12 protein-coding genes and 1 pseudogene are annotated in these 13,270 nt (G+C 59.1%); 4 read left to right on the top strand and 9 right to left on the bottom strand.

Annotated features, from left to right (window positions below; genetic code table 11):
• From KBY88_RS16360 to KBY88_RS15855, 9 genes are all read right to left on the bottom strand, one after another.
• On the bottom strand, positions 1-102 hold a 102-nt coding region (locus tag KBY88_RS16360), incomplete at its 3' end, for a cold shock domain-containing protein (RefSeq protein WP_396102960.1).
• Positions 103-230: 128 nt separating this feature from the next.
• Complete coding sequence (locus KBY88_RS15820; RefSeq protein WP_254940909.1) at positions 231-1,121, bottom strand: hypothetical protein; 891 nt, start codon at positions 1,119-1,121, stop codon at positions 231-233.
• Between the two features lie 81 nt (positions 1,122-1,202).
• Positions 1,203-2,375 (bottom strand): restriction endonuclease, encoded by a 1,173-nt coding sequence (locus KBY88_RS15825; protein ID WP_254940910.1) that lies wholly within the window; start codon positions 2,373-2,375, stop codon positions 1,203-1,205.
• 106 nt (positions 2,376-2,481) lie between these two features.
• Entirely contained in the window at positions 2,482-3,237 is a 756-nt protein-coding gene (locus KBY88_RS15830) for an LEM-3-like GIY-YIG domain-containing protein (RefSeq protein ID WP_254940911.1), read from the bottom strand.
• Between the two features lie 100 nt (positions 3,238-3,337).
• Positions 3,338-3,646: an addiction module antidote protein gene (locus KBY88_RS15835; RefSeq protein ID WP_254940912.1), complete on the bottom strand. Its 309-nt coding sequence runs from the start codon at positions 3,644-3,646 to the stop codon at positions 3,338-3,340.
• 9 nt (positions 3,647-3,655) lie between these two features.
• Positions 3,656-4,033: a type II toxin-antitoxin system RelE/ParE family toxin gene (locus KBY88_RS15840; protein ID WP_315858154.1), complete on the bottom strand. Its 378-nt coding sequence runs from the start codon at positions 4,031-4,033 to the stop codon at positions 3,656-3,658.
• Between the two features lie 849 nt (positions 4,034-4,882).
• The gene (locus KBY88_RS15845; protein WP_254940914.1) at positions 4,883-5,674 is read right to left on the bottom strand and encodes a class I SAM-dependent methyltransferase; all 792 of its coding nucleotides are present in this window, start codon (positions 5,672-5,674) and stop codon (positions 4,883-4,885) included.
• A 216-nt stretch (positions 5,675-5,890) separates the two neighbouring features.
• Positions 5,891-6,598, bottom strand: coding sequence for a phytochelatin synthase family protein (locus KBY88_RS15850; protein ID WP_254940915.1), 708 nt, complete (start codon positions 6,596-6,598; stop codon positions 5,891-5,893).
• Positions 6,599-6,909: 311 nt separating this feature from the next.
• A complete protein-coding gene (locus KBY88_RS15855; RefSeq protein ID WP_254940916.1) occupies positions 6,910-8,466 on the bottom strand; it encodes an FAD-dependent oxidoreductase in 1,557 nt (518 codons plus the stop codon).
• A 144-nt stretch (positions 8,467-8,610) separates the two neighbouring features.
• Here KBY88_RS15855 and KBY88_RS15860 point away from each other — a divergent pair, with 144 nt between their 5' ends.
• From KBY88_RS15860 to KBY88_RS15880, 4 genes and pseudogenes are all read left to right on the top strand, one after another.
• Positions 8,611-9,816 (top strand): family 10 glycosylhydrolase, encoded by a 1,206-nt coding sequence (locus KBY88_RS15860; protein ID WP_254940917.1) that lies wholly within the window; start codon positions 8,611-8,613, stop codon positions 9,814-9,816.
• A 65-nt stretch (positions 9,817-9,881) separates the two neighbouring features.
• A complete protein-coding gene (locus KBY88_RS15865; RefSeq protein ID WP_254940918.1) occupies positions 9,882-10,256 on the top strand; it encodes a hypothetical protein in 375 nt (124 codons plus the stop codon).
• Between the two features lie 739 nt (positions 10,257-10,995).
• A pseudogene (locus KBY88_RS16455) lies at positions 10,996-12,051 on the top strand (IS5 family transposase).
• A gap of 815 nt (positions 12,052-12,866) precedes the next feature.
• Positions 12,867-13,106: a hypothetical protein gene (locus tag KBY88_RS15880; RefSeq protein ID WP_254940920.1), complete on the top strand. Its 240-nt coding sequence runs from the start codon at positions 12,867-12,869 to the stop codon at positions 13,104-13,106.
• Positions 13,107-13,270: the final 164 nt, after the last annotated feature.

The following is a 13,270-nucleotide window of genomic DNA, read 5'->3' on the forward strand; positions in this document are numbered from 1 at the left end:
AGCCTTGATATGAACAAAGATATCCTTGCCACCCTGAGCTGGCTCGATGAACCCGAAGCCTCGCTCATCATTCCACGATTTTAGGTTACCTCGTAGTCGCATCGGTGTTTTGCGTCGGTCTAACGCTCAAGATCAGAAGCGGGCCGAAGCCTCAGCATAGAAAGCTCCCTATGATCCCGTCTTCTGGATCTTGATGTTAGGCTTCCCATAGTATGACAAGGCAGAGAGCTCTAGAGTCCTAGAGCAGCCTTAATACCAAGAACAATCGTTGAACTTGCTACCCCAACTCCAATCCTTTCGCAGAGGTCTACAAGCTTTGTGCGGACCAACGGAGAGTCCTTAATTGCGATACTTGCTGACTCACTGACCTCTTCAAGAGCGGCATTGGGATCTGACGCTGAATGTATCAGCTTATCTATGGCTTCAATGGCTACTTTGCTTACATTTTTAGCAGTATCCTCCTGAGCCAATTGTCTTCTTATCTCAGCCAGCTCGGAAGCCACTTCCTGCTGTTCTTCAAAACTGGCAGTGGATCCTGAAATCGAAGAGCCAGTAGTTGATATGTTGCTCCCCTGAATAGGCCCAGACACATTAATCGAGTTGTCATGGTAATGGAATACAGTCATGGCCTCTTTGGAGATTTCTTGGTCTTCGGCCGTATCCACGAGAATCTCGTTTAACCGATACTGAATCTCTCTAGTGAACTTTGCCACGAGCTCACTATTCAACACTCTAGCCATATCGTGATAGCCAGACGTCCCATACATGTTTTGACAGAATTGCGATAGATTTACTTTATTTTCGGCTACAAGAACGAAGAACTGGTAAAGCAAGGCCGTCCTTTCTTCATCGTCATATGGCAGTGTGTATCTTCCCGTGCCGACCATCGAACCAGTTGTCGACATGGCATCTTGGTACCACGCAACTGCATCGATACTCTTATTTCTTGCTAACGGCGCAAGCACGATCTGCATTACTTGATCGTTCTTGCAGTGTTCGATGAGGTGGTCAAAGGAGTTCCCCCATGTCTGATGACGTGCCTCCATCAAATCTGAAACTATGTCGGAGAACTTCCGAAAGGAACGCTCGACTTCTCTCCTTGAGTACATCTTTTCAGCCATCGAGATCATCGGTCGCTAATCAGGTAAGCCTAACGCTCAGCATCAGCGGCGGCGCGCAGCGCCTTCCGCTGCATGCTGTTGTTAGGTCGCCTCCATGCGCGTGATTGGAAAGTCCTTGATCCACCTCTGTAGAACTAGGTAGTCGTGAAGGTGCAGTTGATGTTGCACCTGTCGCTGAAACTCCTGGGCCCCGGCGGTGAAAAACGACGTCGTCACGATCGCACCCGCAGTCGCTCGTTGGGTTTGGATGACACCGTAGAGCGAGCGAACGATCTCGACACCTACCTTGTTCGGCGGCACATATCGCTTGCACTCAACCAAGTAGAGGAACTTTCCAAGGCCATCCTGCCGAGCCGCGTAGATGTCGAAGCCGCCGTCTCCGGATGCCGGGGTAAGTTCTATTTGGTAGCCCTGTCTATAGAGAATCTCAGCCACGATCTCTTCGAATTTGCGCGGTGGAAGTCGCCACGCCAGGCCTGGCTCCTTCTGGAGTAGCCGCAGAACCTCATCATTCGCTGCGGTGACGTCGATGACGACTTTCCGGTATTCCTCCGACTGGCTATCAATCGGTCGACCATCGGGTCCCAGAATGCCGGGCACTCGGAAGGTGCGTAGATGATCGAATAGCTCCGTCCAAGAGCCGACAACTCCCTGTCGAACAGCAGCCACGGCCAGATCCGCCAGGAGAGCGTTTCCCCCGGCCACGTGGAACAACTGTTCGACGAGTTGCTCGTCAAATCGTCCATGTGCGAACGCGTTCCGCAGTCGAAGAAGCTCCTCAAATTCTGTTCTGCTGAGTCCTCCGAGAGCCAGCTGCTTGAAGTCTGCGCTTAGAGGTAGAGGCCGGCGCGATGTCAGCAACAGGCGTAGCTGAGGATCTCGCTGCAACGCGACCTGAAGCTGGTGGATCCCGAGTTCGTCGAGCGCTTCCGCGTCGTCTACGACAAGCAGCCTTGGTCCTGGACCGACCACATCCGGGAGGACACGGCGGAACAGAGCATCAGGGCTCTCTGCCCAAGATGCGTTGGCGGCGCTAACACCGCCTGGAAACTGCTCTTTGGACTGGTCGGCAAACACTCGCGCCAACGACGTCTTTCCGGAACCGGCCGGCCCCACGACTTGTATTCCTCGTACTCCCGCGAGGAATGTGCTGCGAAGAGAATCGAGTTCCATGCCCCGCCCAACAAACCCTTGAAACAGGTCCGGTGGAAGGTAGTTCGTGAAGGGACTCACTCCTCGGTAGTCGGCGTTCATGTTTTCTCTGTCGACCTAACGCTCAAGATCAGCGGCGGGCATTTGCGCTTTGCCTTAATCAGGCATTCTGGACCCCGCCCGCTGCATGTTGATGTTAGGCACACGATCAGCCGAGGTTGATTCCTATGATTGGACTTTGAAATCCTTTCTTGAGATAGCCGGCAACTGACTTGCCAAGGTAGCGCGTCCTTAGAGAGTCTTCTGCTACGTGGCCCACGAACTCCCAACGCCTGCCTCTGGTATTCAAAAGTTCTTGCTGATCCCGTGTTTGATATTGTGTTGTGCCCGCTTCGTGCCAAGATTCGATGGAATAAACTTCGCGGACAATACCTGCAAAAACAGCCATAGCTAATTGTGCATAGCTGCGCCGTTCCTCGCCTATTACCCATACACCGCGCGTAGCCTCATACAGTGATTGGGGCGACATACCGTACTGAAACTGTTGGTTAACCCTAATTAGCAAGGCAGGTTCGATCACTTCTACTGGGTCAGCCCTTAGCTCTGCGATGAAAGCTTCGAGCGGCCTGCGCGGGAACTCGGTGGCTTTTAGACCTCGAACCTTGTTAGTAAGTGCGTGAATGCCGACAAGTTCGATGAGAGCGGCCTCAACCCTTGAAGCTTCGACGTCATCGCGAAGGCCATGGGCAATGATGTCAATTCTTGGCTTTAGGTTACACGCATGAATAGCACGGATGCGCTCGACTTTGTAACTTTCAGTCGTGTCATATAGATGATCGACTGCGCGCTGCCCAACTCCCTTGCCTATGTAAAAGACACTAGGTGGATCGTCGCGTGGATCTAGGTACGCATAAACGTAGTGTCCGAGAGCATGAGCAACGTCAGGCGTAATCTCAAGATTCATGTGATTATCCAGTTGTGCCTAACGCTTGCCATCACCTGGCCGCAGTGAGCTTTGCATCAATCAGATGGCCTTGCGGTGGCGGCTCAGGTGCATGACAATGTTAGACAGCAGCTTTCGCTTCATCTGCAGGACTTGCATGCAACTGAAGCCCTAGGGCAGAAATAACTTTCAAGATCGTACCGAACTCTGGATTTCCACCAGCTGACAAAGCCTTGTAGAGGCTCTCACGACCAAGGCCGGCGTCACGGGCGATCTGTGTCATTCCTTTGGCACGAGCAATATCTCCTAACGCGGCAGCGATGACCTTGGGGTCGCCATCTTCGAGTGCTGCTTCAAGATAGGCAGCCTGGTCTTCACTGCTTACAAGATGATCTGCAGGATCCCAGCGAGTAGTAACCGTCTTAGTCATGAGTCTCTCCTAAAGGTTTCGCGCAAGATTCTTGGCTTGCTTAACATCCTGTGCTTGAGAGGACTTGTCTCCACCTGCAAGAAGCAGGATGAACTCCTCACCGTTCTGGATGAAATAGATTCGGTAGCCTGGGCCAAATTGAATCCGAAGTTCGGAGACTCCTTCCCCAACTGAGCGTACATCCCCAGGATTACCAATAGATAGACGCCTCACTCGAATGTCGATTCGCGCCTTGGCTGCGCGATCACGCAGACCCCTAAACCAATTGGCATAGGCAGTAGTCTCCCGAATCTCCAGCATGGAAGCATCGTATCCCAAGAGATACGAAAGCGCAACCCGCTCTTTTCGTCTGTCTAACTCTATTTCGACGGTCCGCCCATACTGCATGCTCTCTCCATTCCATTCAATCTATCACCCCTCCCCAAAATGCACGACTTTTCAAATCCATTCCACTGCAGGCTCTTGGGTCGGTAAACGTAGCTGATTACACCTGGATATCACCGTCAACCTATCCACCTGATTTTTCAGGGCGGGTCCACGGGGCCCTGCTCACAATCTTCTTCGTGACTAAATATGTTCGTATGAATCAGTCTATACTCGTTGACCATGCATTTTTGGGTTTTCCTGGTTCCTTGGACAAGTTGTTGGGGGTTAGGCCGTGACCACCAGACTGACCATCAATTATGAACCTGACTATCAGCTCCACCCTTGAGGTGGGCAGGCCCCCTTCCCTCGCCCATGCTCCTGACCTCCATTCCAATGGAAATTCCCCAGGGGGGGGGCGTAGCGCCCGTCAGGCCTTCACCCCTCTCAGCGAAACGATGTGGCGTGGCACAAGGTTTTGCTTCGCTGGTGCCACATCTGTGCCACAGGGGTTTTTAAGGCTTTGGTATGACAGGGCTTTTCACCGGTTCGACCTTTATTGGGTGCCGCCGAATGAGGAGTTCTTGACTGATGGGTGTCAGTCGGGCCAGTGGGTGGCTATGCGTGGTTTGTGAGGTCTTGGGACGGCGATGACACTTCGACCCTGGAGAACTCACACACCCTTGTCTGCTGAACAACCTGAGGGGATTACACACCTAGATCAAGACGCCAGCATCATCTCCTCGCCAGCGTGCGGCCACTGGGAGTCCGATAGCCAGCATCAGCTCACGCAGCATTCCCTTGCTCGCCTCTATGGCACCGTTTCCTCTGCAAGGGGTGGACCAAGCACATGGCGATCTAACAGCACGTGCCTCAAGGGCCTGGCACCGTGCCCCGGACGGCATGGGCTCGCGCCGCGAGGGTGATCGGGCCGCTGCCAGCTGGCTGCAGGCGGGCTTGAAGCAAATCGCGGAAGCCGGAGCGTTCCACCTCGTTCATGGCCGCGAGGGCCTGACCAGCACTCGGGCCGCCGAGGAGGGTGTTCCAGAAGTCGTCGAAGTCGCCGAAAGTGCGTTCAACAGCGATCGCTCTCGTCTGAATATCCCTCAAGCCAGCGGTGGCCCAGAGATCCCGCAACACATCAAGGCGCGAGGCCTCCGGACTGGGGGGCATGGGTGTGGACCGGCCGACGGCGCTCAGTGCTTCCGTCACGTCTCGATAGGGGAAGCCCCCGCCCTCCATGTCCCAGGCATAGGCGGCCACGGTGCCACCCGGGGCAACGACACGTGCCATTTCAGCCACACCTTGCGCCGGCACGGGCACGAAGAAGATCACCAACGGCATGACAGCGAGATCGAACGTGGCGTCCTGGAACGGCAGGGCCATGGCGTCAGCGTTGACAAACTCAACGCTCTTCAGCAGAGGATGCTGCCGGGCGAAGACGAGTTGCGCTTCCGACGGGTCGATGCCTACGAGCGAGATCGGTGCGCTCTGTTCAACGATCAGTTGCGTGAAGGCGCCATTGCCACAGCCCACATCCAGCCAGCGCAGTCCGGGTTGCGGCGCGATCCAGGCCAGAAATTCCTTTCCGGCGAGGCGGCTCCAGACCCCCATGAAGCGGTCGTAACCGGCCCCATCGGTGAAGCGGATGGGTTCACTGGTCATGGCCATCAGATTCCAAGGGGTTCAAAGCTGCGTCTCTCTCACGATGCCAGCAGAGGCTCGTGTCTGGCTTGTGAGCGGTTCGCCCTTTATTGGGTAGTAGCTCCGGTTTGTCGGCGCGGGACAAGTCAGCGATCCGCCCTGAGTATTGGAGCTGGGTCCGAATCGTCAGATCGGGTTTTTCTCTTCACCCCGACGCATTGGTTCTACTGCTCCTCCTCAGATCCGTCGCACAACCACCACCCCGCGGCTGAGGCCAGAGCTGCTGTCGGTGCTGCGGATTGCCTGCCAAAGATCGGCCAGGGGCACCCATACAGACGGGTAGCGGTAACGGGCCACATCGAGAATCAGCACACGATCCGAGGCGGCGTGGTAGGCGGCCACCGGGGAGATGTGGCCGCCGCCGGCTTGTCCCAGAGACTTGCGGTCGTAGTTCACCAGCAGGCGATCACCGCTCTGGCTGAGGTTGCTGCGCAGTAGCAACCGGAACTGGGCCTGGCTGAGACGATCGCCATGGATGGCCCGCGCCTGCAGCCCACGGCTGGCCAGCAGCGCTCGCAGGTCCTGGAGGGTCATGCCCCTGCGGGCGACCTGCTCGGCACTGAGCACCGCCCGGGTGGCGGCTGATTCGAAGACGTTCTCCTGGGTCCAAAAGCGGTAGCGCCCATAGCCCGGCGCTGGCGGGGCCGGCACCGCCAGGCTGTTGAGCACCATCACCATGCTGGCCACGCCGCAGTAGGCGGGATTGGCCTGGGTGAGGAACTGCTCGGCCAGCGGTCCGTAGTCGGCGCGATCGACGCTCTGCATCAGCAGGGTCTGACCTTGCGGCTCCGGCAGGGGGATGGTGTCCCCCGGCTGGGCAAGGGCGGTGGGGCCCAGGGGCAGCATCGCCGTCAGAGCGACACCGAGCCCGATGCACAAGGCCACGGTTGCCTTTCGCCGTTGTGCTTTCTGGTGGGGATAGGACCCGGTGGATGACCGTCGAGGTGTCGGAAGCACGGACGGATGCGCGGGTTGTGCTGGATTCTCTCCAGCTCCATGTCGCTCATCATCGCGTCCTTCTTTTAGGCGCCCCCCCTGGCCTCGCGCTCATCAGGCATGGCTCCCTCCTGACGGTGCCTCTGCGCCCTTCAGGTTTTTGACCCTCTCAGAGTTGGGCAAGGCTCAGACGGCTTTGCTTGCCCTCAATGCAGCGGGCGCGAGTGATGGCGAAAAGGGATCGACACCAAGCGCCGACCTCAGAGCCTGTGGCCCGTCCATAGCAGCTGCAGCCTGTAGCTCAGCTGATCAAGCAGCAGTTGCAGGGCCGTGGCCCCTGAGGGCCTGCCATAGGGCACAACGCCTCCCGGCATGAGCCTGGCCACCTCCCGGGGGTCAAGCGCCGCCAAAGGTTGATGGCGAACCAGTGCAAGAGCGGTGGCGATGGCCAGGCCTTGGCCCACCGAGACGTTGAACTCGACGATGCGGCCAATCCCTTCACCGGGTCCGGCATAGCCAGCGGCTGGCCCCAGCACCGCGAGGTTGTCGATTTCCCGGGGCAAGGTGTGGCGGTAGCCAAAATTGAACGTGGGCCTGGCCTTTGGCAGCAGCCTGGACGCATCGCCGCGAAAGTCGAGGGGATAGGTGAAGGTTCCTAGGGCCTCTGAGCGATCTACCCCGCCGACGGCCATCTGTCCAACACCGAGGGATTGAACGGGAAACGCAATCTGGTCCGCGGAGCGCACGTACAACTCAGGCATCCAGACCACCTTTGTGGCACCAAGGCTGCGGAAGAACCTGGTCACATCAAGCGCTGGGGGCCACATCCACGGAAGCGGACGATTGCCGCCCGCCAACACCTGGCGGTTTTGTTCAGCGTCGTTGGGAAACAGCAGGGCGTTGAAGCTCAAACGACCCGGCAGCAGGGCGATGTTGGCCTGATCCAGCAGCACTTTCCCTCCCGCCGGTATGGGCCGCCAACCAGACAGACCATGGAAGGCCATGGTCAGGGCGGGGCTGCGCACGTCGGCGGAGTCGCTGGTGCTGGGGTAGGCGAGCGAGAAGCGCCCCCGTTCATCGAGTAGGTCGGCCAGCAGGCGCCGGGGATGCTGGGCGTAGTCGGGCCACCAGTGCAACCAGCCTTGGGCCTGGAGATCACTTGGATCGAGCAGACGGCGGCTCAGTCGCTCCTCCTGGCGCTGGAGGTCATTGAGGGAAAGACCTTCCACCTCGAAGATCCAGCCCAGGGCAAGGCTGTCGTCGCGCAGCGTTCGTGGCCCAAGGCCCTCGAGAAACGCCACACCACTGCGGTGAGCGACCTGCGCACCGAGGCTGGCGTCGATGAACAGATCCGCCCCAAGGCTGCCGTAGCGGCTCGTGCGCAGCGTGCACAGCCGACGTCCCTGCCGCTGGACCCCCCAGAACTTGGCCCGTGGCAGCACAGGTAGGCCGGCAGCAGCCAGGGCCCGGCGGAACGTTTGGGAGGCACGGCGGGGATCCACGGCCACCTCCCGTACGCCCATGAGCCTCACCAGGCGTCCGTAAAGCTCAGACGAGGCGGCGAACGGCCCCAGCAGTGCGCGCATGTCGCCGGGCACCTGGTTGCGATCCAGGTAGGCCAGGCCGGCCCGGGCGATCGTGCCCCCCAGTCCAGCGCTGATGTCGGCATCGCTCACGACCAGCACCTTCGGCATGGATTGACCCCCCAGGCGCAGAAGCTGACGCCGTACCTCCAGGGCCGTCATCAGCCCGGCAGGTTCATCGCCAAACACGATCACATCGGCGTGGCTCTGACCCTTGATCTGGCAGGGCGCCAACTTTCGCGGCGGGGTCGCTCGAGCGGCGTAAGGGAGCAGCGGCGTCCACTGGAGAGCCAGTGCCAGGGCTACCCCTAGGCTTCTGCTCCCAGGGCCCATGGCGATCGCTTGCAGAGGTCGAACGGGCGATGCCTGTTGGGTGCCGTGAGTCTAGGCAGGCGCACCGCTGGGCTCCTGAGCCCATGGCCGCTATTGGCCGCCTTGGCGTTCGTTTTCGGAGGCGCCGAAGCCATCGTCGGTTCCGCCGCTGCACAGCCCATCCCACCCCAGCCGCCCTTCGATCGCCGCAGAGAGGGACCTGCGGATTCACTTGGCGTCTGGCTCACGACCGTGGACAGCGCCGTGATGTTCGATCCGGAGGCCGCCGCTCGGGCTGTGGAGTTGTTCGCACGCCAAGGCGTGACTCGGGTCGCCGTGCCCATTTACACCGGGGGTTACGCCTATTGGCCGGTGACAACCACCAGCAATCCTCTCCAGCTCGCCGTCGATCCACGCCTGGGTGATCCCCTCGCTCCGACTCGGCTGCTGAGGGACCTGCGCCAAAAAGGCCTGCAGACCGTGGGCTGGATGGAATTCGGGCTGATGGCGCCGATCGACGCCCCCTGGCTGATTGGTCGCCAAGGGCTGCTGCTGCAAGACCTGAACGGCCAAGTGCGTTGGAGCGAGAGTCCAGGCCTTGATCGGGTCTGGTTGAACCCAGCCTTGCCGGAGGTGCGCCGGGCCCTTGTGGCCCTGGCGGTGGAGGCTTGCAGGCGGTTGCCGCTCGATGCCCTCCAGTTCGATGACCATCTGGGCTATCCGGCCCGTTTCGGCTACGACCCGGCCACCCTGGCCCTTTGGCGGGCCACCCCGGCGGGCCGCCTGAAACCCCAGCCCACTGCCGACGATCCGACCTGGTTGCGTTGGCGGGCGGGCTTGGTAACGGCGTTGCTGGCAGAGATTCGGCAGGGAATGGCCAAGGCCTGCCCGGGGGTGGCCCTCTCGGTGTCGCCCAACCCGATGCCGTTCTCGCTCGAGGCCTATCTGGCCGACTGGCCAAGCTGGGTGAGCGCAGGTCTGGTGGATGAGGTGGTGGTGCAGATCTACCGGCGGGATCTGGGGGCCTTGCAGGGGGAGTTGGAGCGGCCCAGCCTCCAGCAGGCCGCCCTGCGGGTGCCCTTGCGCATCGGTTTGCTGGCGGGTCTGAAAAGCGCGCCGAAGGATCCGCAACTGTTGCAGCAGGAGCTTGAGCTGGTGCGTCAGCGGGGCTGGAGCGGGATCGACCTGTTCTTCTATGAGACGGCCCTGCCCTACCTGCTCAGGCCCACCCCAGCGCCCACCCCTGGGGCCGAATCCCGCCCGTCGCCATGAGGGGCGCGGCATCTGGTTGGCAGCGATCGTCTGTTTGGATCGGCCTGGGCCTTGCCCTGGGACTCATGGTGAGGCCCGCTTGGGCAGAGGCGCAGGAGCAATGCCAACAGCGTCTGGATCAACGCGATGCGTTCCTGAGCCAGGCACTCCAGGCGGAGATCACTTTGGCCAAGCGGATCCGGGAACGACTCTGCCCGGCCCTGAGTCGGCAGGCGGAGGCGGCCAACGCCGCTGACAAGGCCTATGCGCCCCTGGACTACCAGGCATTGATGGATTGCCGCCACCGGGCCGAGGCCCAGCTGCATCGCCGCCAGTCGGTGCTCTACCGCGACAGGTTCGGACTGGTGTACTACACCCCCCAAGGGGCGGAGCTGGCGGCGCAGGCCGATGGCCTCACCCTGGCGCTTCGGCAACAGGGATGCCCCTATGGCAATCGCTGAGTCTCAGGGGGCAATTGGCTTTTGGGCGCACTGCGCCCGATCGCGCGAGCACTGGGAGCCCTTGCGGGAGGCTGGTGTGGCTTTGGGTGGTTTCTTCGTGTTGAGTGATGCAGCAGAATGACTGCGCTGCAGCCGATGAACCGCTTTCTTCGACTTCGCAGAAGAAATTAAAAGTTGGGGTAAATGCTGGGGTAATTCGTCTCCCTGGTCATCATTTGCGTTTGTGCTGGTCTAGTTAGGTCCCGAACCAAAGGACACCCTCTCCGTTCAAAGCCCAGCCAACCTATCCAAGGATCTGGATATCTTTCCCTCTGCTGCTCCATGGCTGGGTGGATCGATTGATGCGGGCGGCTGATGCCAGTGCGCGTTTAATCGCTTGGATTAATCAGTTGTAACCTGCAAAAAATTTGAGCGCTTCCTGCATATGGATTCCGGCCAGGAAATGGGCAGTGCGCCCAGTTCAATCAGCTTGAGATAGTGACAGGAACGTTGACAAGATCGTTCAAGTGACGCAGTAGTAATGGACATCGTAAGGTCGCTGTCCCGCTCTCTCGAGATCGATTCAAGTTTGTCGATGCTGTAGGCATGGTGATGGTTCAAGGTCCTTTCGTCAGTGCCGGGTGGTCGGCTCCCCACAACCCCAGATTGTCTCTGCTCCATCAAGGCGTTAGGGAGACTCTGGAAAGGTCTACGTACGCACGCGAAAACTGCCCTGTGATCGCAGGTAAGGGCTGGGATCGTGGGTGAAAAGCAGCTTGGGTTTAGTGATTACGAGCAGGCCACGGCCCCTGCCGAGCCCACAGGGCGACCGTGTCGGAGCCACTAGAAACGTACCAAACGTGAGAAGTTTCTCACTGAGATGGAAGCGGACGTGCCCTGGCAGGTACTCATCGACTTCCACTATCCCAGGACGAGATCCACGGGGACCCCCCGGCTTTTCCACTGGCCACGTAGCCGCAGGCTTGTGCGATGCAGATGCTGCGTGTTCATTGATGCAGCAGTGGTACTCGCTCAGCGATCCGGTCATGGAAAACGCTCTGATCGAGGTGCCCACAATGCGACGCTTTGCTGGTATTGACCTGATCAGCGAGGGAATCCCTGATGAGACCACGAACCTGGCGTTCCGGCACCTGTAGGAGAAGCACAACCTGGGCAAGAAGATTTTTGCGACTGTGAAGTCCCATCTAAAAGCCGATGGCATCGCCATGAAAGAGGGAACGATCATCAATGCCACCGTGACCGCAGCGCCTAGCTCCACCATGAACAAGATAGGCGAGAGAGATCCTGAGGTGCACCAGGCGAATAAGGGCAACCAGTGTGATCAACTCTCCGCGGAAGGCTACGCCTATGGGATGAAAGTCCACATTGGCGTGGACAAGGAAAAAGGCCTGATCCACTCGGAGGGAACCACGGCTGCCAATGTGCATGACCTCACCCCAGCCGCCGATCTCCTTCATGGTGAGGAGACACTGGTCTACGCTGATGCCAGCTACGAGGGCATCGAAAAACCCCCTGAAATGGATGCCAAAACCATTGGTTTCCGGGTTGCTATGCGTCCAGGAAAGCGGCGGGCGTTGCCCAATAGACCCGAGGGGCGTCTGGATGAGCTGGTCGAAACAGTCAAGGATCACATCCGAGCCAGAGGAGAGCATCCATTCCGTATGATCAAGCAGCGGTTTGGATTTCAGAAAACCTGTCTGTGGGGCATGCTCAAGAACCACGGCATGGTGAACGTACTCTGGCGACTCTATTCAGCTTATTCATGATGCGTCATCAGTTGGTATGCAGGTCATGAAGAGAGAATTGGTGGATTCGATGGAGAGGTATTGGCCTTCATCAAGAGGGAACGAAGCTGCAAAGGTAGTGGAAATCAGGCCTTCATCGCCAAACTGACTCGCGAAGGTTCAAACGAACAGCCCGCTACCCGAGGCGCAGTTCGCAGCCTTGTTGCCCAGAGATTCCTTGGAGCAGTTATGCCCCGTCAGGACTGGGGCGCTTTCGTGCCTTGTGAAGACGCGCACAAGGGGCATGAATGATTTAACTGCGCTGCACGTTGTTGGGTGGAGAGTGCTGTTTCAAGTTGCATGACCGCTGGGATCCCGAGCGCCTCGCCCGCCGCCTGGACCTTGAGCTTTCCGTTGAGGCCCCGAGATCCTGGCGCAGCGAGCCAGGATCTTCAAGAGGATCTATCAGTTAAATTGCTTGGAGCAGTTTGATGGGCAGATCCTGAGCCTGCAGGGAAATGCACGCCGCGCCCGTTGACGTTGCTGCGTTCCGGCGGTGGGGCTGACCCCAACGGACCAGCAGTGGGGCCCAAAAAGCAGTTCCAACCCATTGGGCCGATGCCCATAGAACTGATTCCTCTTTCGTATTGTAACGAAGCTTCTGGGGCAGCTTCGACCCCCCGTCCACTGAAACGCCCTTCTCCCACAGGGCCAAGGCGGGCAGGTTCCTGGTTGCCATGGTTCTGGCCCCCGGCCGACACCGATGGCCTTCGGTGCGCCGTTGAGACCTGGCCGGGGCGTTGCACCGAGCTCGCTTTTGGTCACACTTGCGTTTGAGCACAAATGCGCTAGCAGGCCTAGGGTGAAGGCCATCCGAAGTTGGACGGTGAAAGTTACCCACTACAACGACGAGCATTTGCTCCGGCTGTCCTCGGAAGAAGCGGCGCTGTTCGTTGATGTCTGTCATGCGGCGATCTTTTCTGATTTCATGCCCCAGGACCCGGAAACCCAGAACCGCCTGATGCTTCTGCTGGGTCAAGTTCAGATCGGTCTGTTGCCTACCGCCCAACAGCACTGGGAGCAGCAGCACCAATCGGCCACCTCCACTCCCGCCTCACTGACTTAATTGCTGACGGTCCCTTGGGGCTTTGCTGAAAGCCTGGGGTTGCCCCGATGTCGTGGACACCGCTCAGGGCTTCACAGGGGTGAGTTGAAGGGCAGTGATGAACTGTTGCCCATCATCAATCGGGCTGAGGTAACCGATTGTTGAATGGCGACGCTCCCAGTTGC

The sequence above is a fragment of the Cyanobium sp. Morenito 9A2 genome (assembly GCF_024345575.1).
GTDB lineage: Bacteria > Cyanobacteriota > Cyanobacteriia > PCC-6307 > Cyanobiaceae > ATX-6F1.

Excerpts from the sequence above, each read along its gene's own strand:
- KBY88_RS15820 (WP_254940909.1), bottom strand. The coding sequence starts at position 1,121 with ATGGCTGAAAAGATGTACTCAAGGAGAGAAGTCGAGCGTTCCTTTCGG.
- KBY88_RS15825 (WP_254940910.1), bottom strand. The coding sequence starts at position 2,375 with ATGAACGCCGACTACCGAGGAGTGAGTCCCTTCACGAACTACCTTCCA.
- KBY88_RS15830 (WP_254940911.1), bottom strand. The coding sequence starts at position 3,237 with ATGAATCTTGAGATTACGCCTGACGTTGCTCATGCTCTCGGACACTAC.
- KBY88_RS15835 (WP_254940912.1), bottom strand. The coding sequence starts at position 3,646 with ATGACTAAGACGGTTACTACTCGCTGGGATCCTGCAGATCATCTTGTA.
- KBY88_RS15840 (WP_315858154.1), bottom strand. The coding sequence starts at position 4,033 with ATGCAGTATGGGCGGACCGTCGAAATAGAGTTAGACAGACGAAAAGAG.
- KBY88_RS15845 (WP_254940914.1), bottom strand. The coding sequence starts at position 5,674 with ATGACCAGTGAACCCATCCGCTTCACCGATGGGGCCGGTTACGACCGC.
- KBY88_RS15865 (WP_254940918.1), top strand. The coding sequence starts at position 9,882 with ATGGTGAGGCCCGCTTGGGCAGAGGCGCAGGAGCAATGCCAACAGCGT.